The organism is Methylobacterium marchantiae (assembly GCF_042679825.1).
In the GTDB taxonomy this organism is placed as follows: domain Bacteria; phylum Pseudomonadota; class Alphaproteobacteria; order Rhizobiales; family Beijerinckiaceae; genus Methylobacterium; species Methylobacterium marchantiae.
Genome location: NZ_JBHTND010000018.1, coordinates 25,452 through 48,243, shown reverse-complemented (window position 1 = coordinate 48,243; position 22,792 = coordinate 25,452). Strand labels below are relative to the sequence as shown.

Below are 22,792 nucleotides of genomic sequence, written 5' to 3'. Positions count from 1 at the left end.
GGACGACTTTGGAAGGACAACGCCGATGCGGCGCGGACCAACGCTCTTCAGGACCCTCGTCGCGGCAGCCGCGCTCACCGTGAGCGTCGGCGCGCTGTCGCCTGCGCTTGCCCAGCAGACGAAGGACGGCCTGAACCCGACCGGGCAGAACCCCACGGCGGAGTCGGTGAACGAGGAATTCCTGTTCAAGCAGGACCCCAAGATCACCGGCCGCATCAGCATCCCCGATCACAAGGCGGCCAACCTGATCCAGCCGGCCGGCCGTGATTATCGGGCCTTTCGGGAGAGCTGGCTGCCCTGGATCGGCGCTTTGGCCGTGCTGGGGATCATCGCCCTGCTCGGTGCCTTCTACCTGTGGCGCGGGCGGATCAGGCTCGAGCCGAATGCGGATTCGGGCAAGACGATCCTGCGCTTCGGCGGGTTCGAGCGCTTCACCCACTGGATGACGTCGAGCTGCTTCATCATTCTGTCCCTGTCGGGACTGAACTACATCTTCGGCAAGCGCCTGCTCATGCCCCTGATCGGCGCCGACGCCTTCGGCGTCATCTCGCAATACGCCAAGTACAGCCATATCTATCTCGCGTGGCCGTTCATGATCGGCGTCGCGCTGATGTTGGTCCTGTGGATCAAGGACAACATCCCCAACCGGATCGACTGGCAGTGGATCAAGGCCGGCGGAGGCTTCCTCGGCAAGGGCCACCCGCATGCGGAGCGCTTCAATGCCGGTCAGAAGATGGTGTTCTGGATGGTGGTGGGCTTCGGCTCAGCCATGAGCATCACCGGGCTGATGATGATCTTCCCCTTCGCGCTCACCGACATCACCGGGATGCAGGTGATGCAGGTGGTCCACTCGCTGATCGGCGTCGCCTTCATCGCCGGCATCCTTGCGCACATCTATATCGGCACGCTGGGTATGGAGGGCGCCTACGACGCCATGGGCAGCGGGCAGGTGGATCTCGGCTGGGCGAAGGACCACCACGATCTCTGGGTGGCGAAGGAACAGGCGAAGACAAGGAACGATTCCCGGATCAGCCCCCATCAGGTTCCGGCCGAATAAGGTCGGACATCCTCCGGCATCGACGGCTTCCGCCGGCATTTCTCGAACGATCGGACGACGTCCATGAAAGCCTTCATCATCGCCCTGATCGTCGCCGTCGCCATCGGCACGCTGGCCGCCACGGTCCTCAACGAGCAGCAGCGCTTCGCCTATCAGGCCTTCGCGACCTCGGGCGCGCGGGTCTCGGACCCGGCCGGCCACAGCAACCTCGTCGGGCCGAAATGGAACGGCGTGACGCCCGAGCCGGAGAAGCCGTCGAAGTCCTGACGGATTTCCTCACGCCAACCGCCAAACGCAAAGCCCGCCGCTTTCCCGGACATCTGCAGCGTCAGCGGAAGGTGAGCCGGGATCCATGGCAGGACGTGCGGCGACAGCGGCTCGATAGCGTGGGTGACGAAGCGCAGGCGCTGCGCGGCTTCTTTTGCTAGGCCCTGGATCGGGTTCCGCTTCGCTTCACCCGTTCGGGGAGGCCGGTGCGCGAGATCACCGTCCTTGGCTCAGATGCCCGTGCCATTCAGCGGGTTCGCTTCGTCCCAGCCATAACCGAGTGTCTCGAAGCGCATCGAGCGTGCGTCGACCATGAGCAGACGCCCCACCAGCGGCTCGCCGAAATCCGCCACCGTGCGGATCACCTCCATCGCCATCAGCGATCCCATCACGCCGGCGAGCGCCCCGAGCACGCCGGCCTCGGCGCAGGCGGGCACGCTGCCGGGCGGCGGCGGGTTCGGGAACAGGCAGCGATAGGTCGGGTTCGGGCGGCCGTCCGGGCCGGTCTCATGGGCCCGGATCGTCGTCAGCGTGCCGTCGAACTGCCCGAGGGCCGCCGTCACCAGCGGACGCTTCGCGTGAAAGCAGGCGTCCGACACCGCGTAGCGGGTCGCGAAATTGTCCGAGCCATCGGCCACCACGTCGTACTCACCCGCCAAGGCGACCGCGTTCTCAGCCGTGATCCTCATACGATGCGCTTCGATGCGCACATGCGGGTTGAGCCGGGCCACGGCGTCGACGGCGCTGTCGACCTTCGGCCGGCCGATATCCGGTGTGCCATGGATGACCTGCCTCTGCAGGTTCGACAGCGACACCGTATCGTCATCGACGATGCCGATCGTGCCGATGCCGGCCGCCGCGAGATACTGGATCAGCGGTGCGCCGAGACCGCCCGCACCGATCACCAGCACGCGGGCCGCTTTCAGCCGCGCCTGTCCGGGCCCTCCGACCTCGCGCAGGACGAGGTGGCGGGCGTAGCGTTCGACTTCGTCGCTGGAGAAGGCCATGGCCCTGAGATAGCCCCTGCCGCAGGGCATCGGAAGGCCGAGGCACCTGTATTTGCGTCACCGGGCATCGCGGCCTATGCGCGACGCTGAAACGTCCCACCCCGCCGAGACGATGCCCGTGTCCTCTCCCGATATCGCCGACCGCTCGCCCCTCGCTCTGGCTCAGGCGCTCATCCGCTGCCCGTCGGTGACGCCGGAGGAGGGCGGCGCCCTGCAATGGCTCGGCGGCGTGCTGGAGGCGGCGGGCTTCGCCGTCGAGCGCCCGTGCTTCTCGGAGCCCGGCACGCCGGACATCGACAATCTCTATGCCCGGATCGGGTCAGGCGCGCCCTACCTGCTCTTTGCCGGCCATACCGACGTCGTCCCGCCGGGCGCCGCCGACGCTTGGCGCCATGGGCCATTCGAGGGAGCGGTGTCGGACGGGATGCTCTACGGCCGGGGCGCCGTCGACATGAAGGGCGGGATCGCCTGCATGCTGTCGGCCGCCCTTGCCTTCGTCGCCGAGCGGGGAGGGGACTTTTCCGGCTCCCTCGGATTCCTCATCACCGGCGACGAGGAGGGGCCGGCCGTCAATGGCACGGTGAAGCTCCTCGATTGGGCCGGGGCGCGCGGCGAACGCTTCGACCATTGCCTCCTCGGCGAGCCGACCAATCCGTCGGCTCTTGGCGAGATGATCAAGATCGGCCGGCGCGGCTCGCTCACCGGCAAGCTCGTCGTCCACGGACGACAGGGCCACGTCGCCTATCCGCACAAGGCGGAGAACCCCATCCCCGGCCTGCTGCGCCTCGCCTCCGCGCTCCTCGATCGGCCCCTCGACGGCGGGACCGCGCATTTCGACGCGTCGAATCTCGAATTCACCACCATCGATGTCGGCAATCCCGCCACCAACGTCATCCCGGCGGAGGCGCGCGCCACCTTCAACATCCGCTTCAACGAGGGCTGGACCGCCGAGAGTCTGGGGGGCGAGATCCGGCGGCGCCTGGAGATGGCGGCCGGCAATGCGGTTCGGTTCACCCTCGACCTCCAGCCCTCGAACTCGCCGGCCTTCCTCACCGCGCCCGACGCCTTCACCGATCTCGTCGTCGAGGCGATCGAGGCCGAGACCGGGCGTCGCCCGGTCCTCTCCACCACGGGCGGCACCTCGGACGCCCGCTTCATCAAGGATGCCTGTCCGGTCATCGAGTTCGGCCTCGTGGGCGAGACCATGCACCAGACCGACGAATGCGTGGCCGTGGCCGATCTCGACCGGCTCACCGCGATCTACGCGCGGGTGCTGGCCGCCTATTTCTCCGGGCGCTCGCCCTCGGGGAGGTAATCCACCCCCACGAAGGTGAGCCCCTGGGCCGGGGCCATCGGCCCGCAGCGGGCACGGTCGCGGCTCGCGAGGATGTCGGCCACGTCGGCGATGCTGAAACGGCCGCATCCGGCCATCATCAGCGTGCCGGCCATGGCGCGGACCTGATGGTGCAGGAACGAGCGCGCCGAGGTCGAGATCACGATCTCCTCGAACAGACCCATCGTAACGCGCGCCACGTCGAGCTGTTCGAGGGTGCGGACGGGGCTGTTGGCCTGGCACTCGGCGGCGCGAAAGGCGGTGAAGTCGTGCCGGCCGAGCAGGCCCTGGGCGGCCTCGTGCATCGCTTCGGCATCGAGGGGCCAGGGCACGTGCCAGACATGAGCGCGGGTCAGTGCCGGCGGGCTGCGCCGGTTGAAGATGCGGTAGCGGTAATGCCGGCGGATGGCGGAATGGCGCGCATCGAAGCCGGGACCGACCCGCTCCGCGCCGACGATGGCGACCGGAAGCGGGCGCAGATGGGCGTTGAGGGCGTCGCGCACCGTGTCCGTGCGCCATTCTTTCGTCAGGTCGAGATGGGCGACCTGATGGATGGCGTGGACGCCGGCATCGGTGCGGCCGGCACAGGTCAGGCGCGCATCCTCGCCCGAGAAGCGTTTCACCGCGTCCTCGATGGCGCCCTGGACGGTGGGGTCTTCGGCCTGCCTCTGCCATCCGCAGAACGGGGCACCGTCATACTCGATGACGAGCTTGTAGCGGGGCATCAGCCTCGCCTCCTTGCGGCATGGCTCACGGGAAACGCGTGCCGCGGGGAAGATGGGCGCCGCGGACGAAGTCGGCCCCGGTGGCGATGCCGCCCTTGCCGGCCCGGCGGAGTTCCGTGAGATGCACCGCGCCCTCGCCGCAGGCCACGGTCCCGTCCGCATCGAGCAAGGTGCCCGGCTCGCCCGCGCCGATCGACGGGAGGGCGCGCAGCACTTTCACCCGCTCCGCGCCCTTGCCGAGATCGGCCTCGAAGAAGGCGCCGGGAAAGGGCGAGAGTCCGTTGATGTGGTTGGCCACCTCGATCGCCGGCTTTCCCCAGTCGATGCGGGCCTCCTCGTTGGTGATCTTGTGCGCATAGACCACGCCGTCCTCGGCCTGCGGCACGAGGGTCAGCCCCTCATTCTCCAGCTCGGCCAAAGCCTCGCTCATCAGCGCGGCACCGATCGGCATCAGCGCGTCGTGGAGGTCGCCGCCGCTCATGCCGGGCGCGATCGCCAGCTTCGCCTCCAAGGCGACAGGGCCGGTATCGAGCCCGGCTTCCATGCGCATGATGCCGACGCCGCTGAAGGCATCGCCCGCCATCACCGCGCGCTGGATCGGCGCCGCGCCGCGCCAGCGGGGCAGCAGCGAGGCGTGGAGGTTCAGGCAGCCATGGCGCGGCACGTCGAGGATCGCCTGCGGCAGCAGCATCCCGTAGGCCACCACCAAGGCGACGTCGCAGGCATGCGACCGAAATTCGGCAAGGGCCTCCGGCGTCTTCAGGGTCGCGGGCGTGAGGACCGGCGCGCCGAGCCTGTCCGCCAGGGCGTGGACGGGCGACGGCCTCAGCGCCATGCCGCGCCCGGACCGTGCCGGCGCGCGGGTATAGACGGCGGCGATGTCGTGGCCGTCCTCCGCCAGGCGCGCCAGAGTGGCGACGGCGAAGTCGGGCGTCCCCATGAAGACGAGCCTCATCGCGCGTACTCTCCGTGTCTGGACGGGATCAGGCGTCCTCGCCGCGCTTGGCCGCCTTGACGAATTTCTTGATCACCCGGTCGCGCTTCAGCTTCGACAGGTGGTCGATGAACAGCACCCCGTCGAGATGGTCGATCTCGTGCTGGATGCAGGTGGCCAGCAATCCGTCCGCGTCGATCTCGCGGGTCTCGCCGGTGAGGTCGCGGAAGCGCACGCGGACCCGGTCCGGCCGCTCGACCTCGCCGTAAAATTCCGGGATCGACAGGCAGCCCTCGTCATAGACGCGCTTCTCCTCCGAGGCCCACACGATCTCCGGGTCGAGGAAGACCTGCGGCTGCCGGTCGTTCTCGTCCTTCGACGTGTCGATCGTGACCACGCGCCTCGGGACGCCAACCTGAATCGCGGCCAAGCCGACGCCGGGGGCGTCGTACATCGTTTCCAGCATGTCGGCGACGAGGGTGCGGATTTCGCTGTCGATGGCGCCGACGGGGGTCGACATCTGGCGCAGGCGTGCGTCCGGCAGGATGACGAGGGGGCGGATGGTCATGACGTGGCCAGGTCTGTCGGATGGAAGGTGCCCGGCCTCCCAGTTTGGGGAGCCGGCCGGGCCAACCCCGCAGATAAGGTTTGCCGAAAGGCCGGTCAAATCGGCGAAGGGCGTCGGGTGAGCGGGGCCTCAGAACGCCGTCCGGCTCCGGATCGCCGCCGAGAGCGTCCCCTCGTCGAGATAATCGAGTTCGCCGCCCACCGGCACGCCGTGGGCGAGGCGGGTGACCTTGAGGCCGTGGTGGCTCAGCGATTCCGTCACGTAATGCGCGGTGGTCTGTCCATCCACCGTGGCGTTGAGCGCGAGGATGATCTCGCGGACTTCCCCGTTGCCTGCCCGGTCCACCAGGCTAGCCAAGTTGAGATGTTCCGGGCGCACCCCGTCGAGGGCCGAGAGGACGCCGCCGAGGACATGGTAGCGCGCTGTCACTGCGCCCGATCTCTCCAGGGCCCAGAGGTCGGACACATCCTCCACCACCACCAGGATCGAGGGGTCGCGCGAAGCGTCCCGGCAAATGGTGCAGGGATCGCTGGTATCGACGTTGCCGCATTCCCGGCACACGACGATGCGCTCGGAGGCCACCTTCATGGCGTCCGCGAGCGGTCCGAGCAGCGTCTCCCGCTTTTTGATGAGGTGCAGGGCCGCGCGCCGCGCCGAGCGCGGGCCGAGACCCGGCATGCGGGCGAGGAGCTGGATCAGGCGCTCGATCTCGGGGCCTGCAACGGCTTGAGCCATGCGTGTTCCGTCGGGCGGCGATGGCCGCGTGTTGATAGGGGCGTGTGGCGACCTCTCTTAGCCGGATTTTTCCGTCGCGGCATGCGCCGCAACGCCACCCGGCTCTCCCTGGACGAGCGGAGTTGGCCCGGCTGACAAATCGCCCCGTTCGTCGGCGCATCCACCCTTGGTTCAATTGACGCGCTCCCTTCGCCGTCTATGCAAGACGGATCGATAGAGTGGTGAACCTGTGCGCGGCGGGCCTGACCGACTGCGCGGACACTTCGTCGAACCGGTCGGAGCATATCGGGAGACCGACCGAAACTTCGCGTAAGCGATCAGGTGTCTTGAGGAGTGACGGACGTGACAGATATCGGCGAGTTCAACGCCAGCCATGGCGCCGAGACGATCGGCCTGCGCAACCTCAAGGCCGTCCACTGGAATTTCGAGACGCCGCGTCTCTACGAAGAATCGCTGAAGCGCGGTGAATCGCAGCTCGCCCATGGCGGCGCGTTGGTGGCGACCACCGGCACCCATACCGGCCGGTCGCCCAAGGACAAGTTCGTTGTCCGCGACGCAAACACCGAGAACGAGATCTGGTGGGAGAACAACGGCGCGATCACGCCCGAGCAGTTCGAGACCCTGTACCAGGACTTCCTCGGCCATGCCGAGGGGCGCGAACTCTTCGCCCAGGACCTCTATGGCGGCGCCGATCCGGCTCACCGTGTCCAGGCCCGGGTCTTCACCGAATTCGCCTGGCATTCGCTCTTCATCCGCAACCTGCTGATCCGGCCCGATCGCGCGGCCCTGGCGGATTACGTTCCGGAACTGACGATCATCGACCTGCCGAGCTTCCAGGCCGAGCCGCATCGCCACGGCTGCCGCTCGAAGACCGTCATCGCCATCGACTTCACCCGTAAGATCGTCCTCATCGGCGGCAGCGCCTACGCCGGCGAGATGAAGAAGTCGGTCTTCACCTATCTCAACTTCGTTCTGCCCGGCGCCGGCGTGATGCCGATGCATTGCTCCGCCAACGCGGCGCTCGATGCCGAGGGCGATTCGGCCCTGTTCTTCGGCCTTTCCGGCACCGGCAAGACCACGCTCTCCAACGATTCCTCGCGCATGCTCCTCGGCGACGACGAGCACGGCTGGAGCAAGGACGGCATCTTCAACTTCGAGGGCGGTTGCTACGCCAAGACCATCCGCCTGTCGCGCAACGCCGAGCCGGAAATCTACGCCACCACCGAGCGCTTCGGCACGGTCATGGAGAACGTGGTGATTGATCCGATGTCGCGTCGTCCCGATTTCGACGACGCGTCCCTGACCGAGAACACCCGCTGCGCCTACCCGCTCGATTTCATCGCCAATGCCAGCGCGACGGGGCGCGCCGCGCACCCGAAGAACATCGTCATGCTGACCTGCGACGCATTCGGCGTGATGCCGCCGATCGCCAAGCTCACCGGCGCGGAGGCGATGTACCACTTCCTCTCCGGCTACACCGCCAAGGTCGCCGGCACCGAGCGCGGCCTGACCGCGCCGGAAGCGACGTTCTCGACCTGCTTCGGAGCGCCGTTCATGCCGCGCCACCCGAGCGTCTACGGCAACCTGCTGCGCGACCTCATCGCCCATCACGACGTCGATTGCTGGCTGGTGAATACCGGCTGGACCGGCGGCGGCGTCGGCACCGGACGGCGCATGCCGATCCGCGTCACGCGGCGCCTGCTCGGCGCGGCCCTCGACGGATCGCTGTCGAAGACCGAGTTCCGACGCGATCCCTATTTCGGCTTCGCGGTCCCGGTCTTCGTCCCCGGCGTGGAGCCGCATATCCTCCAGCCGGTGAAGACCTGGGGCAACAAAGCCGCCTTCGCCGAGACGGCGACGCGGCTCGTGTCGATGTTCCGCGAAAACTTCAAGCGTTTTGAGGCGCATGTGGACGCCGATGTCCGCGCCGCGGAGCCGGTTCAGGTGATCGCCGCCTAGATTGTCTTGGTCACGATCCGATCCCGGCTCGCTCCGGGATCGGACGCCCGATCGGCGATGAGGATCAAAACAGCTTCATGCCGGGTGGGATCGGCAGTCCCTTGGTGAGTTCGGCCATGTGCTCGGCCGCCACCTGTTCGGCCTTGCCGCGCGCGTCGTTGACGGCGGCGACGATGAGATCTTCGAGGATTTCCCGCTCGTCCGGGTTCATCAGGCTCGGATCGAGGGTAATGCCCTTGACGAGGCCCTTGGCCGTCATGGTGACGGCGACCGCACCACCGCCGGAGGCACCCTTCACCTCTACGGTTTCGAGTTCGGTCTGCAGGCTCGCCATCTTCTCCTGCATGGCCTGGGCCTGCTTCATGATTCCCATGAGGTCGCGCATGGCTGAGCTTTCCGAAAGGTTTGGAGGCAGGGGACTATCAGATCGCCATTTAGGGTCCGACCCGGCGAAGCGCTACGCCTCGTCGTCCGGTTCGCCGCTGCCTTCGGGATCGGATACCGCGAGATCCGCACCTGCCACCGGCTCCGTCAGGACGGCCTTGTCCCTCACGTCGATGATCTGAGCACCGGGAAAACGTGCGAGCACCTCCCTGACGAGGGGATGAGCGGCCGCGTTCTCGTGGCGCGATTCCAGGGCCGCCCGTGCCTTGTAGGCGAGGGTGGGCTCGCCCTCCTCCTTCGAAAGGGCGACGATCCAGCGCCGTCCCGTCCAGGCGTCGAGCGAGCGGGCGAGGTCGTTGGCGAGATTCTGCCGCCCACCCTCCGCCAAGCGGAACTCGATCCGTCCCTCCTCGAACCGGACGAGATGCGCCTCGCGCTCCAGCGCCATCTTGAGGCCGATGTCGCGGCGCTCGTCGGCCAGCGCGACGACGTCCTCGAAGCTGCTGAGGCGGGGGCCGGCCTCCTGCGGAGGCGCAGCCGAGACGGCGGCGGGAACGAGGCTCGTCCGCGCTCCGCCGCTCGCCGCGAGGGTGAGGGCCGGACGCGAGGGAGGAACATCCACCGTGACCGGGGAGGCGACCGCCTGCATCGGCGACGAGGCATTCGGGGCGGACAAAGGCGGCGATACGGGCGCCGCCCCGGAGGACTGCGCCGCGCCGGACTCTGCCTTCAACTGCCGCAGGGCCTCGTCAGGCGTCGGCAGGTCGGCGGCGTAGGCGAGGCGCACCAGCGCCATCTCGGCTGCGGCGAGGGGCCTTGCGGCGACCTGCACTTCGGGGATCGCCTTCAACAGAATCTGCCATGCCCGAGACAGGGCACGGATCGAGAGCTTGGCCGCGAACTCGCCGCCGCGGCCGCGCTCGTCGGCGCTGAGGGTCGGGTCTGCGGCCGCCGCTTCGGGCACCAGCTTCAGGCGGGTGACGAGATGGGTGAAGCTCGCGAGATCGGAGAGGATCACGGCCGGGTCGGCACCGGCCTCGTACTGGCCGCGCACTTCCGCGAAGCTCGTCGGGATGTCGCCGCGCATCACCGCCTCGAACAGGTCGACGATCCGCCCCCTGTCGGCGAGGCCGAGCATGTCGCGCACGCTCGCCCCGGTGACGAGGCCGGCGCCATGGGCGATAGCCTGATCGAGGAGCGAGAGGGCATCGCGCACCGAACCCTCGGCGGCGCGGGTGATCGCGGCGAGGGCCTCGGGTTCGGCCTCGACGCTCTCGGCGGCGCAGATCCTGGCGAGATGCGCGACCATGGTATCGGCCTCGACCCGGCGCAGATCGAAACGCTGGCAGCGCGACAGGATCGTCACCGGCACCTTGCGGATTTCGGTGGTGGCGAAGACGAACTTGGCGTGGGGCGGCGGCTCTTCGAGGGTCTTCAGGAAGGCGTTGAACGCCTTCTCCGAGAGCATGTGCACCTCGTCGACGATGTAGACCTTGTAGCGGGCCGAGACCGGCGAATAGCGGATGCCGTCGATGATGCCGCGCACGTCGTCGATGCCGGTATGCGAGGCGGCATCCATCTCCAGCACGTCCATGTGCCGTGATTCCATGATCGCCTGGCAGTGGCGACCGAGCTCCGGCATGGCGATGGTGGGGCCGGTATCGGGATGGCCGTCGCGGACATAGTTGAGCCCGCGGGCGAGGATGCGGGCCGTCGTCGTCTTGCCGACGCCGCGTACGCCGGTGAGCATCCAGGCCTGGGGAATACGGTTGGCCGCGAAGGCATTGGCCAGCGTGCGCACCATGGCGCCCTGGCCGATCAGGTCATCGAAATTCTGGGGACGGTACTTGCGGGCCAGCACCCGGTAGGGCGCAGCGGCCGGCACAGGCTCGGGAAAACCCGGAAGACCGGGAAGATCGCTCGGAGTGCCGGAGGTCGCGTCCATGCCGCCTTGCGTGGTTCGAGCGGCCCCGAGGTCGGGGGATGCCGCCACGCGGGCCTTGGAAGAGCAACGAAGGTGGGAGGCTGGACGAAGACCCGCTCGGTCTCGTTAGGGCTGCTTCCTTCCGGACCTGACCCGGTTGGCGAGTGAAACGTCCCTCGCCAACCTCCCGAGCGCTATATGGCCGGCGCCTTCGTGGAACGCAAGCGCCGCGATCCGCGAGCCGCCTACTCCGCTTCGCGGGTGGTGATGGCGTAGGTCTTCGGATCGAGCTCCAAGTCGAACTGCTTGCCGTTGGCGTCGATGGCGTCGTCCACGTCGATCTCGTGATCCTCGACCTCGATCTTCTTCCACTTCACGAAGCCTTCCTTCTTCAGGGTCGCCTCGATCTTGGTGAGTTCCTCGGGCGTCGGCGCCCGATCGGCGAGGGCGGTGCCGGTGAGGGCGAAACCGAGGGCGATGGCGGCGAGGCCGGCGGTCTTGATCGACATTGAAAACTCCTTCGTCGGGAATCCGACGGCGGGCGAACGGCGGAATGGCCCCGAGGTTCCATGACGATTCCGCAATGGCGCACGCGCTGGTTGTCACCGATCACGCCTCACCCTAACCTTGGCCATAGTTCGAGAGGTTCGGAACCATGGTCACCCGCGTCGCCACCGTCGCCTTCGAGGGAATCGAGGCGCGCGCCGTCGACGTCCAGGTGCAGATCGCTCCCGGCGCCGTGGTCTTCATGGTGGTGGGACTCGCGGACAAGGCCGTGGCCGAATCGCGCGAGCGCGTCCGTTCCGCTCTGATCGCCTCCGGGCTGGCGCTGCCGGCCAAGCGCATCACCGTCAATCTGGCGCCGGCGGACCTGCCCAAGGAGGGCTCGCATTACGACCTGCCGATCGCGCTGGCGGTGATGGCCGCCATCGGGGCGATTCCGGCCGATGCGCTCGCCGGTTATTGCGTCCTCGGGGAGCTCGCCCTCGACGGCACCATCACGGCGGTGAACGGCGTGCTGCCGGCGGCGATGGCGGCGAATTCTCGGGGTCTCGGTCTGATCTGCCCTGCCGCCACGGGGCCGGAAGCGGCCTGGGCCGGCGGCGACATGGACGTGCTGGCACCGCGCTCGCTGATCCAGCTCGCCAACCATTTCAAGGGAAGCCAGGTGATGGCCCGGCCCGAACCGGCCGTCGCCGCGCCCACCGGCCGCCTGCCCGACCTTCGCGACATCAAGGGCCAGGAAGGGGCCAAGCGCGCCCTGGAGATCGCCGCGGCCGGAGGCCACAACCTCTTGATGAACGGCCCCCCCGGGGCGGGGAAATCGATGCTCGCGGCCCGGCTGCCCTCGATCCTGCCGCCACTCGGCCCGCGCGAGCTCCTCGAAGTCTCGATGATCCAGTCGGTGGCCGGAGAGCTGAAGGGCGGCGCGCTCTCGAACCGGCGGCCGTTCCGGCAACCGCATCATTCGGCGTCGATGGCGGCGCTCGTGGGCGGAGGGATCAACGCCCGTCCCGGGGAGGCCTCGCTGGCGCATGGTGGCGTGCTCTTCCTCGACGAATTGCCGGAATTCACGCCCCAGGTGCTCGATTCCCTGCGCCAGCCCATGGAGACCGGCGAGGTGATGATCGCCCGCGCCAATCATCGGGTGACCTATCCGGCACGCTTCCAGCTCGTCGCCGCCATGAATCCATGCCGTTGCGGGCAAGCCCTGGAACCGGGCTATGCCTGCCGGCGCGGCCCCAACGAGCGTTGCGTCGCGCAATACGGGGCACGGATCTCGGGACCGCTCCTCGACCGGATCGACCTGCGGATCGAGGTGGGTGCGGTGACGGCGGCCGACCTGATCCTGCCGCCTCCGGCCGAGGGCTCGGCCGAGACCGCGGCACGTGTCGCGGCGGCCCGCGGGCTACAGATCGAGCGCTTCGCGGCGCACGGCCTGACCGGCGTCGTCACCAACGCGACCTGCCCGGCGACACTGATCGAGGAGATGGCCGCGCCGGACGCGGATGGCGCGGCGCTGATCCGCGATGCGGCGGAAACAATGCGCCTGTCGGCCAGGGGCTTCCACCGGGTACTGCGGGTGGCGCGGACCCTGGCGGATCTCGACGGGGAGGAGCGGGTGCGCCGCATCCACCTCGCCGAGGCCCTATCCTATCGCGGCAGGGTCGAGCGGCCGGTGGCCGCCTGACTCCGGGCGGCTCAACGCCCGTAGATGTCCTCGACGCGGATGATGTCGTCCTCGCCGGTATAGGATCCGACCTGGACCTCGATGAGTTCGAGGGGGATCTTGCCGGGGTTGGTGAGGCGATGCATCGAGCCGATGGGGAGGTAGACCGCCTCGTTCTCGTGAACCAGGACGACGCGCTCGTCCACGGTGACCTCGGCGGTGCCGCGCACCACGACCCAGTGCTCGGCCCGGTGGAAATGCTTCTGCAGCGAGAGCCGGCCGCCCGGCGTCACCATGATGCGCTTCACCTGGAAGCGCTCGCCGATGTCGATGCGCTGGTACCAGCCCCAGGGACGGAACATCCGCCGGTGGGCATCGGCTTCGGGATGAGCCTTCTCGCGCAGTTGCGTGACCAGCTCCTTGACGAGACCCGCCTTGGCTTTCGAGGTGACGAGGACCGCATCCGGGGTCGAGACCACGACGATGTCGTCGACGCCCACCACGGCGGTGAGGTGCTCGCCCTCGCTATGGACGAGGCTGCCGCGGGTCTCCACCAGTTCCACCCGCCCGCGCACGGCGTTGCCCAACGCGTCGCGAGGCAGCACGTCCCAGACCGCGTCCCAGGTGCCGACATCGGACCAGGCGAACGAGACCGGCAGCACCCCGGCCCGGTCGGTCCGCTCCATCACCGCGTAGTCGATGGAGGTCTTGGGCGCACGCGCGAAGGCGGCGGCGTCCAGGCGTAGGAAGTCGAGATCCGTGGTCGCGCCGTCGAGGGCCGCACGGGTCGCGGCCAGGATTTCGGGCGCATAGGTTTCGAGCTCGGCGAGCATCACGTCGGCGCGGAACAGGAAGTAGCCGCTGTTCCACAGGGCACCGTCGGCGATCAGGCTCTCGGCCCCGTGACGGTTGGGCTTCTCCACGAAGCGACCGACCTCGTAGGCGCCGTCGATGCCCTCGATCGGTGCACCCTTGCGGATGTAGCCGTAGGCGGTGGAGGGGGTGCCCGGCTCGATCCCCAGCGTCATGATGCGACCGGCACGGGCGCCCTCAGCGGCGGACCGGGCCGCCGCGACGAAGGCCTCGGTGTCGCCGATGACGTGGTCGGCGGCCAGGATCAGCACCACCGCCTCGGGATCACGACCGGCGGCATGCAGGGCGGCCACCGCCACGGCTGCGGCCGAATCGCGCCGCTCGGGCTCGAGCACGATATCGGCCTGGACGTCCGCCTGCAGCAACTGCTCGGCCACGATGAAGCGGGCCTCGCTGCTGGTGATCACGGTCGGCCGCGAGAACGCCGCCCCATCCGCCACACGCCGGGCCGTGTCCTGGAACGTCGAGCTGTCGGCGCTCACGAGCGGCGTGAACTGCTTCGGCATGCTCTCACGGGAGGCCGGCCACAATCGTGTCCCAGACCCTCCGCACAGGATGACCGGATGGATGAGCGGAGAGTATCCTGAGGTCATCGACGTCTACTCACAATCTGAAGGTCGACGCGGCGTCGTACGGTACGATTTTTGGTCGCCGCGCCCGACCATGTCCGAAACGGAAGATGAAATCGAAGCGATAGGGCAAGAGCCGACCGGGCGGCAATGGCTTCGGGACGATCCTTCCAACGCTGGGGATACGTCTCCGATCACTCGGCCGCCTGCCGAGCGCTGTAGCCGAGCCTGCCATTCAATTCCTCAATCAGCTTCACCGCGGCTTCAGCAATCACCGTGCCGGGCGGAAAAATCGCCGAGGCGCCCGCGGCATGGAGGGCGGGATAGTCGCCGGGAGGAATTACGCCGCCGATGACGATCATCACGTCTCCGCGACCCTGCTCGGTGAGGGCCGCCTTCAGTTCGGGCACCAGCGTCAGGTGTCCGGCGGCCAGGGACGACACGCCGACGATATGGACGTCGTTCTCCACCGCCTGACGCGCCGCCTCGGCGGGCGTGGCGAAAAGCGGCCCGATATCCACGTCGAAGCCGAGATCGGCGAAGGCCGAGGCGATCACCTTCTGGCCGCGGTCGTGGCCGTCCTGGCCCATCTTGGCGACCAGGATGCGCGGGCGGCGCCCATCGTTCTCCTCGAAGGTCTCGACGAGCTGACGAACGGTCTCGACCACAGGCGACATGCCACCCACCTCCCGCTTGTAGACGCCCGAAATCGAGCGGATCTCGGCCCGATGCCGGCCCCAGGCCTTCTCCAGCGCGTCGGAAATCTCGCCGACCGTGGCTTTGGCCCGCGCTGCCTCGACGCCGAGAGCCAACAGGTTGCCCGTGCCGTCCTGCGCCGCCTGGGTGAGGGCCGCGAGCGCCGCGTCCACATCGGCCTGGTTGCGCTCGGCGCGCAGGCGCTTGAGCTTGTCGATCTGCAGCATGCGGACATTGCCGTTGTCGACGCGCATCAGTTCGATGGCGCGGTCATCCTCGGGCTTGAACTTGTTGACGCCGACGATGGTCTGGCGCCCGGAATCGATCCGGGCCTGGGCGCGGGCAGCCGCCTCCTCGATGCGCAGCTTGGGGATGCCGGCCTCGATCGCCTTGGCCATCCCGCCGAGTTCCTCCACTTCGCGGAGGTGCTCCCAGGCGCGGGTGACGATGTCCTGGGTGAGTTTCTCGACGTAGTAGGACCCGCCCCACGGATCGACGATGCGCGTCGTGCCGCTCTCCTGCTGCAGGAAGAGCTGGGTATTGCGGGCGATACGCGCCGAAAAATCGGTGGGCAGCGCCAGCGCCTCGTCGAGGGCGTTGGTGTGGAGGGATTGCGTGCCCCCTTGCGTCGCCGCCATCGCCTCGATGCAGGTGCGGGTGACGTTGTTGAACACGTCCTGCGCGGTGAGCGACCAGCCGGAGGTCTGGCTATGGGTGCGCAGGGGCAGCGATTTGTCGGTTTTGGGCTCGAACTCCTTCACGAGCTTGGCCCAGATCAGGCGCGCGGCCCGCATCTTGGCGATCTCCATGAAGAAGTTCGTCGAGATCGCCCAGAAGAACGACAGGCGTGGGGCGAACTTGTCGATAGTCAGACCGGCGGCGAGGCCGGCCTTGATGTACTCGACGCCGTCGGCCAGCGTGTAGGCGAGTTCGAGGTCGTTCGTCGCTCCGGCTTCCTGCATGTGATAGCCGGAGATCGAGATCGAGTTGAACTTCGGCATGTGCTGGGAGGTGTAGGCAAAGATGTCGCCGATGATCCGCATCGAACCCGCCGGGGGATAGATGTAGGTGTTGCGGACCATGAACTCCTTCAGGATGTCGTTCTGGATCGTGCCGGCGAGTTTTTCCGGCGGGACGCCCTGCTCCTCGGCGGCCACGATGTAGAGGGCGAGGATCGGCAGCACGGCCCCGTTCATCGTCATCGAGACGGTCATCTCGTCGAGGGGGATGCCCGAGAACAGGGTGCGCATGTCGTAGATCGAGTCGATCGCGACGCCCGCCATGCCGACATCGCCCGAGACGCGCGGATGGTCGGAATCGTAGCCGCGGTGCGTGGCGAGATCGAAGGCCACCGACAGCCCTTTCTGCCCGGCGGCGAGGTTGCGCCGGTAGAAGGCGTTCGAATCCTCGGCCGTGGAGAAGCCGGCATATTGCCGGATGGTCCAGGGCTGGGTGACGTACATGGTCGGGTACGGACCGCGCAGATACGGAGCCACGCCCGGATAGGTGTTCAGGAACTCGATGCCCTCACGATCCTCGGGCCCGTAGACGCCCTTCACCGGAATGCCTTCCGGGGTCATCCAGGGTTCGCCGATCGGGGGAACCGGCGCCACGAAAGCGTCTGCCGCATAAGGGACGGTCGCGAAATCAGGGATACGGGACGTCATGTGATCGAACTCGTGCGGCGGCGTTTCGCAGCGCATTATAATGAAGCCCCGGCTTCGGGCTATCCCTCTCAAATCCATTTTGAGAAACAGAGTCGAACAAGCGTCGATCAGGGACGACGATATCTCGGCGCCGGTCCGGATCGGCCATCGAGCCATCGCACGCGCTCGTCGATCAGTTCGCGCAGCTTGTCGCGCCGCCCGGAACTGCTCCAGCACGTGTCTGGAAGGCTCGGCGCCTCTCCTTCCATGGCGCCCACGACGGCGAGGACGACGAGCAGGAGGGCGAGGAGAAGCCCGGCCACGATCGGCCAGGCGAAGCAGAGACCGACCAGCACGGCGAGACCACCCTTGAGGACGAGGGACCCGGCGAGCTTCAGCTTCACCAGCGCCGCGAAGCTCGCGCCGCCGCCGACGAGCCCCCTGGCACCCCGCATGAGCGTGACGCGCAGGCGGCGCCGTTCGAGGAGAGCCTGGAGGCGTGCCAGGTGACGCCGCACGCGGCGTGCCTCAGGGTCTGCGTCGTCGGAGAGAATCTGGATCGTCACGCCGTCGGTCCCTCGCAGGATCGATAGGGTGTAGCCTCGATCGGGGGTTCGCCTCCAGGCATGGCAGGGGCGAGGTCGCACAGACCACGGATTGCTCCGATCACCGGCATCCGGCGAAAGCGCCGCACTCATCGGCATCCCGACGCGCGTCCGGCTCCCTCGAGACCCGTCACCGTTCGAAACAGTGGAGGCCTTCGAAAAGCCGGGTCACCGCAACGATCCGGCCGCAGCGCTGTCGGAGGGTGGCAAGGGACCGGGACGTTTTTCGGATAATCCCGGCCGGTTTTCTTCAAACTTCGGCAAGGGCTCGTCTTTTAGGTGAGTCCGATCCTCGGAGAACCCCATCCATGAGCGATTCCATTGCCGGCCTCGCGCAGTCGATCGTGTCGAGCCAGAGCGCGGCCACGAGCGGGACGATACAGTCCATCTTCCTGAAGAAGCAGGCCGAGGGCGATCAGGCCATCGCCCAGCTGGTGCAGCAGAGCGCGGAATCGCAGAAAGCCGTGCTTCCTGAAGGGCAGGGCGTCGTGGTGGACCGTCTGGCCTGAGGCCTGTCCGCCCGAAGCGGCATGACGTGCCGACACGGCATGATCCCTCGGCTCTCGTCGGACGGAGCGGAGGATCCGGCATGTCGTCGTCGAGGCTGCGCGGCGCGGTCGATTCCGCGCCGGCGGCGAGGTCGTTTCGACCTTTGCCGAGACACACTCGGCGAATGCGGATGCGACAGACTTGAACCGAACTAATCCGGGTCGATCGGCCGATCAGTTCAGGTAGGTGCGGATCCAGTTCGGGGAGAGGATTTCGCCCTCCTCGGTGATGATCCAGGGCTGCTTGGCCGGGTCGGTCAGGGCACCGGCGGCGGCTTCGATCGCCTCGCGAAGGGTGTCGTAGCGCGCGGGCTGTGCCAGCGGTGCCGGGACGGGAGCCGTCCGCCAGATCGTCAGATCGGCAGGACGTTCGAGGGCTTCGGTTTCCATGTCTATGTTTTCCTTGAACCTGAGAGGGTCGTTCCCCGCGGGTCTGTCCGGTTGCCCGAACATTCGGGCCAACCAGCGCGGGACGTGTTTCCGTGAGAATGGAAGCATCTCTAGGGCAGCTTTGCGATCAATTTGGGCACAGTCACAAAGACGGTAACCATCTCGATTTTCCATCCCCCGCCCTAAGCATCACGTTTTCGACACAAAGCTTACGGCGGCCGCCCCGGGACGCCCTCTTTTTCGAATGAAGAGTGGTGAATTCCAGTGCTGATCTAGTCTGTAGCCTGTGGGTCGGGGCAAAGCGGTGTGCCTGCGCACCCGGACCGTCCCGCCCGTGAGACCAGTTGAACGGAGAGCGATGACCGACCAGTTAATGCGGCGGGCAATGCCCGGATTTTTCCCAAAGCCTTGAAGGGGATGTGACATGCCGGATCGCTTCGCGCGCATAGCGGTCACGGCGGCGCTCGTGCTCATGGCGCTCTATGTCGGGCAGCCCTACGTCACCGCCCTCCTGTTCTCGGCGGAAACACCGCGGGCGATCACGGCGAGGGGAGAGCTCGCCCCGGCCGAAAGCTCCACCGCCGCCCTGTTCGAGCGCGCCAGTCCCTCCGTCGTCCACGTCTTCGCGCAGGCCGCAACCCAGGGCCGTGCCCTGATGAGCCCGGATTCGGAGGAGGGTGAGGGCGGCAACGGATCGCAGACCGGTACCGGCTTCGTCTGGGACGGCGCCGGGCATGTGGTGACCAACAACCACGTGGTGGCCGCGGCGGCCCAGCGCGGCGGATCGGTCTCGGTCCGGCTCTCCTCCGGCGAGGTCAGGCCGGCGACGATCGTCGGCACCGCGCCGAGCTACGACCTCGCCGTCCTGCGTCTCGGCGGCACCGGAGCGGTTCCCCCGCCGCTCGCCATCGGCACATCGACGGATCTCAAGGTCGGGCAGGCGGCCTTCGCCATCGGCAACCCGTTCGGCCTCGACCATACCTTGACGACGGGCGTCATCAGCGCGCTGCGCCGGCGGCTTCCCACCGGGGAGGGGAGGGAGCTCTCCGGCGTCATTCAGACCGATGCGGCGATCAATCCCGGGAATTCGGGAGGACCGCTTCTCGATTCCGCCGGGCGGCTGATCGGCGTGAACACCGCCATCTACTCGCCCTCCGGCGCCAGTGCGGGTATCGGCTTCGCCATCCCCGCCGACGTGGTGAACCGGGTCGTGCCCGAACTCATCCGCAACGGCCGCACCCGCAATCCCGGTATCGGCATCATCGCGGGCCAGGAGGCGACCGCGGCGCGCCTGGGTATCGACGGCGTTGTGGTCCTGCGCGTCCTGCGCGGATCGCCGGCCGCCGAGGCCGGATTGCGCGGCGTCGATCTCCAGACCGGGACGATCGGCGACGTCATCGTCGGCGCAGGGGGCCAGCCGGTGCATCGCCTGGCCGATCTCACCGCCGCGATGGAAGCGGCGGGCATCGGCAAGGCCATCGACCTCGCCGTCGAGCGCGACGGCCGCATCCGCAAGGTCCGCGTCACCACGGCGGATGTGGCCGAGACGCGGCAATGAGGCTTTTGCCGCGTCTCGTGTCGCGTCGGCCCCTTCCGTTGGGGTAGGATCCCCCGCAGCGTGATAGTCCCGCACGATCAGAACCAAGCAAGAAACAACGATGACGGCGATGTCCCGCGTTCCCCAGTTCCTCGTCTGCGTCGGCCTGACGCTCGGCGCGCCGCCAGTCCAGGCGGGCGACGGAGCGCGGCGCCTGTGCCCGGACGATGCACCCGAAGGTGTGCGCCTGCCTCCGCGAGACGGGTGTCCGGGTGGGAGCCCGTCCCGTCGACGCTCCGACGGCGAGTTCCACGAGGTCGGCGGGTTCAAGGTCCGGGTCGGCGGCCGGGTGACGCTCGATCATGACATGCGCCGATGACGATCCTCGCCGCCATCGTCGCCCTCTTCGTCCTGTGGTGGTACGTCAAGGACGCCAAGCCGCGTCTCGCCCGGCGTCTCGGGCGGCTGATCACGCCGCGCGTGGTGAGGCGGGCCGGTGGCTACGCGCTTCTGGCTTTGGCAGGTGTGGCGGCCGTTCGCGGCAGGATCGAGCTGGCGATCCTGTTCGGCGGCGTCGCCTTCTGGTTTCTCGACGGCGTCGATGCCCTCGCCACCCGCCTGCGCGGGATGCTTCCACGCGCATCCGTGTCGCGACCGTCGATCGTGCTGTTCGAGGTCCTGCCCGACGGGCGGACGGCGGACGGGATCGTGCAGATCGGCCCTTATGCCGGGCATCGGTTGTCGGAACTGCCCGAGCCGGCCTTGATCCAGATCCTCGCGGTGTGCCGCAAGGTCGATCGCATCGCCGCGCGCCGGCTACAGACGTATCTCGACGGCAGATCGGCCGCCGGGCGTGTAGACGCTGAGCGAGATGCCGACCCGCGGCCGCGCCGTCCGGCGAATCCAGGGGCGATGACGCAGGAGGAGGCCCACCAGATCCTGGGGCTTCAGGGCGGGGCGACCCTGCAGCAGATCCGCACGGCTCATCGCACGCTGATGAAACGGTGGCATCCCGACCAGGGCGGAACGGTCGAGGGGGCGGCGCGCATCAACGCGGCCCGAGACAGGCTTTTGGACCGACATCGCTGATACTCCACGCGCGTTGCCAGAAAAATGATCGAGTCGAACCTGTCGGCAAACGGCCGCAGGGTTCGACGAGGGCACGAACGGCGCCATCGTCGATGTCGGCAGAATCGTCCCGTCCCTGGTGACGGAAGCGGAACCTCGGCTCAGCTCCGCGTCGCGAAGCAGTTGAAGCCGTTGCGCTTCAGGGTCGAGCAGGCGTCCTGCGCGGCTTCCTGCTCGGCGAAGCCCGAGAACCTGGCGCGGTAGAGGGTGGCGCCGCCATGCTCGACCTTGACGGTGTAGGGCGAGGCCTTGGAGAGCGCGCTGCCGGCACGGCTGCGCGCATCCGAGAGCATCGACTTCGCCTTGTCCTCGTCGTCCATCGCGCCGAGCTGGATCACCCAGGCGGTGGGCGTCACCTTGGTGCCGGGCGAAACCTTGGCGGCCGGTTCGGCACGGGGGCCGTCGACGGAGGCGAGCCGGGCGTCGGTCTTGCCGCTGGCGGAGACCTTCGCGCCCGGGAAGGTGACCGGCGCGGCGGTGGGGGCATAGGCCTGGGCCGAGGCCGGGAGGGCGCCGGTCCGCCACTTGGCGCCGGCGCTGCCCGGCGTCGTGGTCTGGCGCGGGCTGATGTCGAGGGGCTGGGTCGAGGCGGTGGTCTCGACCTCGGCATCGTCGTCATCGGCCGAGGCGACCTGGGTGCGGGTCCGCGAGGTGGCGTCGGCGACGACGGCCGGACGACCGCGCTCGGCGACCTCCGTCACCGCCGGGGTCTGGCGGTTGCCGGCAAAGGCGCGGGGCAGGCTGTTGCGCACCAGGTCGGCCATGATCCGGTCGCGGCTGGCGCCCGACTTGCCGCCGAGCACGATCGCCACGATCTGGCGGTCGTCGGACTTGGCGGCCGTCATCAGGTTGAAGCCCGAATCGCGCGTGTATCCGGTCTTGATTCCGTCGACGCCCTCGACATTGCCGAGCAGGCGGTTGTGGTTGCCGATGACCCGGCCGCGGAAGGCGAAGGAGCGGGTCTGGAAGTACTTGTAGTAGCGCGGGAAGCGGTCCTGGATCGCGCGGGCGAGGATCGTCAGGTCGCGCGCCGTGGTGATCTGGTCCGCGTCGGGCAGGCCGGAGGCGTTGGCGTAATGGGTCCGCGTCATGCCCAGGGCCTGCGCCTTGCGGGTCATCATCTCGGCGAATTTCGGCTCCGAACCGGCGATGTTCTCGCCGATGGCGCAGGCCACGTCGTTGGCGGATTTCGTCACGATCGCCTTGATCGCGTCCTCGACCTCGATCGTCGAGCCGGGCCGAAGGCCGAGCTTCGACGGGGATTGCGCGGCGGCGAAGCTCGAGATGGTCAGGGGTGAATCGAGGTTGAAGCGACCGCGCTCGAGCTGCTCGAACAGCATGTAGAGCGTCATCACCTTGGTGATCGAGGCGGGATGGCGCAGGGAATCCTCGTTGACCGCATGCAGGGTGCGGCCGGTCTTCACGTCGATCACCATGGCAGCGTAGGGCGGGTTGTAGCCTCCACCGCTGCGATGGTGATGTCCGCGCCGGGCATCCGCCGGTGACGCGATCGCCGAGAGGACAGCGGCCGCCGCGATGAGGGCCGGCAGGCCATGGGTCGTCCGGAGGCGACTCGGAACGCTACGCATCACGACTTACTGCCCTCGACGACCGATCGATGACCGGCTTGCACTGCACCATCACTGCGAGAGGCGGGCTCGCCGCCGTTACCTCGCAACATCTGTCAATCAGGCTAGGTCGACGCGGTTACGGCCCGGTTAATGCGTTCACAACTAA

Annotated in this window: 22 protein-coding genes and 1 other RNA gene; 9 read left to right on the top strand and 14 right to left on the bottom strand. The window is 67.9% G+C overall.

Features of this window, described 5'->3' with window-relative positions:
- Window positions 1-25: 25 nt before the first annotated feature.
- Together ACFQ4G_RS14075 and ACFQ4G_RS14070 are read left to right on the top strand one after the other, a co-directional pair.
- Complete coding sequence (locus ACFQ4G_RS14075; RefSeq protein WP_238203830.1) at window positions 26-1,057, top strand: formate dehydrogenase subunit gamma; 1,032 nt, start codon at window positions 26-28, stop codon at window positions 1,055-1,057.
- A gap of 63 nt (window positions 1,058-1,120) precedes the next feature.
- A complete protein-coding gene (locus ACFQ4G_RS14070; protein WP_238203832.1) occupies window positions 1,121-1,324 on the top strand; it encodes a hypothetical protein in 204 nt (67 codons plus the stop codon).
- 230 nt (window positions 1,325-1,554) lie between these two features.
- Here the strand turns inward: ACFQ4G_RS14070 and ACFQ4G_RS14065 are convergent, their stop codons facing one another.
- Window positions 1,555-2,331, bottom strand: a complete 777-nt coding sequence (locus ACFQ4G_RS14065; RefSeq protein WP_238203834.1) for a HesA/MoeB/ThiF family protein — start codon at window positions 2,329-2,331, stop codon at window positions 1,555-1,557.
- A 112-nt stretch (window positions 2,332-2,443) separates the two neighbouring features.
- Between ACFQ4G_RS14065 and dapE the strand changes: the two genes are divergently transcribed.
- A complete protein-coding gene (dapE, locus tag ACFQ4G_RS14060; protein WP_238203844.1) occupies window positions 2,444-3,646 on the top strand; it encodes a succinyl-diaminopimelate desuccinylase in 1,203 nt (400 codons plus the stop codon).
- Here dapE and truA read toward each other — a convergent pair.
- From truA to recR, 4 genes are all read right to left on the bottom strand, one after another.
- Window positions 3,613-4,389, bottom strand: a complete 777-nt coding sequence (gene truA, locus ACFQ4G_RS14055; RefSeq protein ID WP_238203852.1) for a tRNA pseudouridine(38-40) synthase TruA — start codon at window positions 4,387-4,389, stop codon at window positions 3,613-3,615. The two genes, dapE and truA, sit on opposite strands and share 34 nt — an antisense overlap.
- Window positions 4,390-4,414: 25 nt before the next feature.
- Window positions 4,415-5,344, bottom strand: a complete 930-nt coding sequence (gene fmt, locus ACFQ4G_RS14050) for a methionyl-tRNA formyltransferase (RefSeq protein WP_238203854.1) — start codon at window positions 5,342-5,344, stop codon at window positions 4,415-4,417.
- A gap of 28 nt (window positions 5,345-5,372) precedes the next feature.
- Entirely contained in the window at window positions 5,373-5,891 is a 519-nt protein-coding gene (locus tag ACFQ4G_RS14045; protein ID WP_238203857.1) for a peptide deformylase, read from the bottom strand.
- 129 nt (window positions 5,892-6,020) lie between these two features.
- Complete coding sequence (gene recR, locus ACFQ4G_RS14040) at window positions 6,021-6,626, bottom strand: recombination mediator RecR (RefSeq protein ID WP_238203868.1); 606 nt, start codon at window positions 6,624-6,626, stop codon at window positions 6,021-6,023.
- 342 nt (window positions 6,627-6,968) lie between these two features.
- On the opposite strand from recR, the gene ACFQ4G_RS14035 reads away from it, so the two are divergent.
- Window positions 6,969-8,585 carry a phosphoenolpyruvate carboxykinase gene (locus ACFQ4G_RS14035; RefSeq protein WP_238203871.1) on the top strand — a complete coding sequence of 539 codons (1,617 nt, stop codon included), beginning with the start codon at window positions 6,969-6,971 and terminating at the stop codon, window positions 8,583-8,585.
- A 64-nt stretch (window positions 8,586-8,649) separates the two neighbouring features.
- Here ACFQ4G_RS14035 and ACFQ4G_RS14030 read toward each other — a convergent pair whose 3' ends face one another.
- The 4 genes from ACFQ4G_RS14030 to ACFQ4G_RS14015 all read right to left on the bottom strand — a co-directional run bounded on the left by ACFQ4G_RS14030 (window position 8,650) and on the right by ACFQ4G_RS14015 (window position 11,402).
- On the bottom strand, window positions 8,650-8,970 hold the full coding sequence (locus tag ACFQ4G_RS14030; protein ID WP_238203872.1) for a YbaB/EbfC family nucleoid-associated protein: 321 nt from the start codon (window positions 8,968-8,970) through the stop codon (window positions 8,650-8,652).
- 72 nt (window positions 8,971-9,042) lie between these two features.
- A complete protein-coding gene (locus tag ACFQ4G_RS14025) occupies window positions 9,043-10,914 on the bottom strand; it encodes a DNA polymerase III subunit gamma/tau (protein WP_238203874.1) in 1,872 nt (623 codons plus the stop codon).
- A gap of 71 nt (window positions 10,915-10,985) precedes the next feature.
- Window positions 10,986-11,082, bottom strand: an RNA gene (gene ffs / locus ACFQ4G_RS14020) — signal recognition particle sRNA small type.
- A 56-nt stretch (window positions 11,083-11,138) separates the two neighbouring features.
- Window positions 11,139-11,402: a PepSY domain-containing protein gene (locus ACFQ4G_RS14015; RefSeq protein WP_238203876.1), complete on the bottom strand. Its 264-nt coding sequence runs from the start codon at window positions 11,400-11,402 to the stop codon at window positions 11,139-11,141.
- A 146-nt stretch (window positions 11,403-11,548) separates the two neighbouring features.
- On the opposite strand from ACFQ4G_RS14015, the gene ACFQ4G_RS14010 reads away from it, so the two are divergent.
- Window positions 11,549-13,084, top strand: a complete 1,536-nt coding sequence (locus ACFQ4G_RS14010; protein ID WP_238203878.1) for a YifB family Mg chelatase-like AAA ATPase — start codon at window positions 11,549-11,551, stop codon at window positions 13,082-13,084.
- Between the two features lie 11 nt (window positions 13,085-13,095).
- Here ACFQ4G_RS14010 and ACFQ4G_RS14005 read toward each other — a convergent pair whose 3' ends face one another.
- From ACFQ4G_RS14005 to ACFQ4G_RS13995, 3 genes are all read right to left on the bottom strand, one after another.
- A complete protein-coding gene (locus tag ACFQ4G_RS14005; RefSeq protein ID WP_238203880.1) occupies window positions 13,096-14,529 on the bottom strand; it encodes a mannose-1-phosphate guanylyltransferase/mannose-6-phosphate isomerase in 1,434 nt (477 codons plus the stop codon).
- Between the two features lie 170 nt (window positions 14,530-14,699).
- The gene (gene scpA, locus ACFQ4G_RS14000; protein ID WP_238203882.1) at window positions 14,700-16,868 is read right to left on the bottom strand and encodes a methylmalonyl-CoA mutase; all 2,169 of its coding nucleotides are present in this window, start codon (window positions 16,866-16,868) and stop codon (window positions 14,700-14,702) included.
- A gap of 107 nt (window positions 16,869-16,975) precedes the next feature.
- Complete coding sequence (locus tag ACFQ4G_RS13995; RefSeq protein WP_238203885.1) at window positions 16,976-17,413, bottom strand: hypothetical protein; 438 nt, start codon at window positions 17,411-17,413, stop codon at window positions 16,976-16,978.
- A gap of 347 nt (window positions 17,414-17,760) precedes the next feature.
- Here ACFQ4G_RS13995 and ACFQ4G_RS13990 point away from each other — a divergent pair, with 347 nt between their 5' ends.
- A complete protein-coding gene (locus tag ACFQ4G_RS13990) occupies window positions 17,761-17,961 on the top strand; it encodes a hypothetical protein (RefSeq protein ID WP_238203887.1) in 201 nt (66 codons plus the stop codon).
- A gap of 213 nt (window positions 17,962-18,174) precedes the next feature.
- Here ACFQ4G_RS13990 and ACFQ4G_RS13985 read toward each other — a convergent pair whose 3' ends face one another.
- Window positions 18,175-18,390, bottom strand: coding sequence for a hypothetical protein (locus ACFQ4G_RS13985; protein WP_238203889.1), 216 nt, complete (start codon window positions 18,388-18,390; stop codon window positions 18,175-18,177).
- Between the two features lie 424 nt (window positions 18,391-18,814).
- Between ACFQ4G_RS13985 and ACFQ4G_RS13980 the strand changes: the two genes are divergently transcribed.
- From ACFQ4G_RS13980 to ACFQ4G_RS13970, 3 genes are all read left to right on the top strand, one after another.
- On the top strand, window positions 18,815-19,948 hold the full coding sequence (locus ACFQ4G_RS13980; RefSeq protein ID WP_238203891.1) for a S1C family serine protease: 1,134 nt from the start codon (window positions 18,815-18,817) through the stop codon (window positions 19,946-19,948).
- A 109-nt stretch (window positions 19,949-20,057) separates the two neighbouring features.
- On the top strand, window positions 20,058-20,306 hold the full coding sequence (locus tag ACFQ4G_RS13975; protein WP_238203893.1) for a hypothetical protein: 249 nt from the start codon (window positions 20,058-20,060) through the stop codon (window positions 20,304-20,306).
- On the top strand, window positions 20,303-21,016 hold the full coding sequence (locus ACFQ4G_RS13970; protein ID WP_238203894.1) for a J domain-containing protein: 714 nt from the start codon (window positions 20,303-20,305) through the stop codon (window positions 21,014-21,016). The genes ACFQ4G_RS13975 and ACFQ4G_RS13970 overlap by 4 nt, the downstream gene beginning before the upstream one ends.
- A gap of 140 nt (window positions 21,017-21,156) precedes the next feature.
- Here ACFQ4G_RS13970 and ACFQ4G_RS13965 read toward each other — a convergent pair whose 3' ends face one another.
- Window positions 21,157-22,644 (bottom strand): SPOR domain-containing protein, encoded by a 1,488-nt coding sequence (locus ACFQ4G_RS13965; protein WP_238203960.1) that lies wholly within the window; start codon window positions 22,642-22,644, stop codon window positions 21,157-21,159.
- Window positions 22,645-22,792 lie beyond the last annotated feature (148 nt).

Excerpts from the sequence above, each read along its gene's own strand:
- ACFQ4G_RS14075 (WP_238203830.1), top strand. The coding sequence starts at position 26 with ATGCGGCGCGGACCAACGCTCTTCAGGACCCTCGTCGCGGCAGCCGCG.
- ACFQ4G_RS14070 (WP_238203832.1), top strand. The coding sequence starts at position 1,121 with ATGAAAGCCTTCATCATCGCCCTGATCGTCGCCGTCGCCATCGGCACG.
- ACFQ4G_RS14065 (WP_238203834.1), bottom strand. The coding sequence starts at position 2,331 with ATGGCCTTCTCCAGCGACGAAGTCGAACGCTACGCCCGCCACCTCGTC.
- dapE (WP_238203844.1), top strand. The coding sequence starts at position 2,444 with ATGCCCGTGTCCTCTCCCGATATCGCCGACCGCTCGCCCCTCGCTCTG.
- truA (WP_238203852.1), bottom strand. The coding sequence starts at position 4,389 with ATGCCCCGCTACAAGCTCGTCATCGAGTATGACGGTGCCCCGTTCTGC.
- fmt (WP_238203854.1), bottom strand. The coding sequence starts at position 5,344 with ATGAGGCTCGTCTTCATGGGGACGCCCGACTTCGCCGTCGCCACTCTG.
- ACFQ4G_RS14045 (WP_238203857.1), bottom strand. The coding sequence starts at position 5,891 with ATGACCATCCGCCCCCTCGTCATCCTGCCGGACGCACGCCTGCGCCAG.
- recR (WP_238203868.1), bottom strand. The coding sequence starts at position 6,626 with ATGGCTCAAGCCGTTGCAGGCCCCGAGATCGAGCGCCTGATCCAGCTC.
- ACFQ4G_RS14030 (WP_238203872.1), bottom strand. The coding sequence starts at position 8,970 with ATGCGCGACCTCATGGGAATCATGAAGCAGGCCCAGGCCATGCAGGAG.
- ACFQ4G_RS14025 (WP_238203874.1), bottom strand. The coding sequence starts at position 10,914 with ATGGACGCGACCTCCGGCACTCCGAGCGATCTTCCCGGTCTTCCGGGT.
- ACFQ4G_RS14015 (WP_238203876.1), bottom strand. The coding sequence starts at position 11,402 with ATGTCGATCAAGACCGCCGGCCTCGCCGCCATCGCCCTCGGTTTCGCC.
- ACFQ4G_RS14010 (WP_238203878.1), top strand. The coding sequence starts at position 11,549 with ATGGTCACCCGCGTCGCCACCGTCGCCTTCGAGGGAATCGAGGCGCGC.
- ACFQ4G_RS14005 (WP_238203880.1), bottom strand. The coding sequence starts at position 14,529 with ATGACCTCAGGATACTCTCCGCTCATCCATCCGGTCATCCTGTGCGGA.
- scpA (WP_238203882.1), bottom strand. The coding sequence starts at position 16,868 with ATGACGTCCCGTATCCCTGATTTCGCGACCGTCCCTTATGCGGCAGAC.
- ACFQ4G_RS13990 (WP_238203887.1), top strand. The coding sequence starts at position 17,761 with ATGAGCGATTCCATTGCCGGCCTCGCGCAGTCGATCGTGTCGAGCCAG.
- ACFQ4G_RS13985 (WP_238203889.1), bottom strand. The coding sequence starts at position 18,390 with ATGGAAACCGAAGCCCTCGAACGTCCTGCCGATCTGACGATCTGGCGG.
- ACFQ4G_RS13980 (WP_238203891.1), top strand. The coding sequence starts at position 18,815 with ATGCCGGATCGCTTCGCGCGCATAGCGGTCACGGCGGCGCTCGTGCTC.
- ACFQ4G_RS13975 (WP_238203893.1), top strand. The coding sequence starts at position 20,058 with ATGTCCCGCGTTCCCCAGTTCCTCGTCTGCGTCGGCCTGACGCTCGGC.
- ACFQ4G_RS13970 (WP_238203894.1), top strand. The coding sequence starts at position 20,303 with ATGACGATCCTCGCCGCCATCGTCGCCCTCTTCGTCCTGTGGTGGTAC.
- ACFQ4G_RS13965 (WP_238203960.1), bottom strand. The coding sequence starts at position 22,644 with ATGCGTAGCGTTCCGAGTCGCCTCCGGACGACCCATGGCCTGCCGGCC.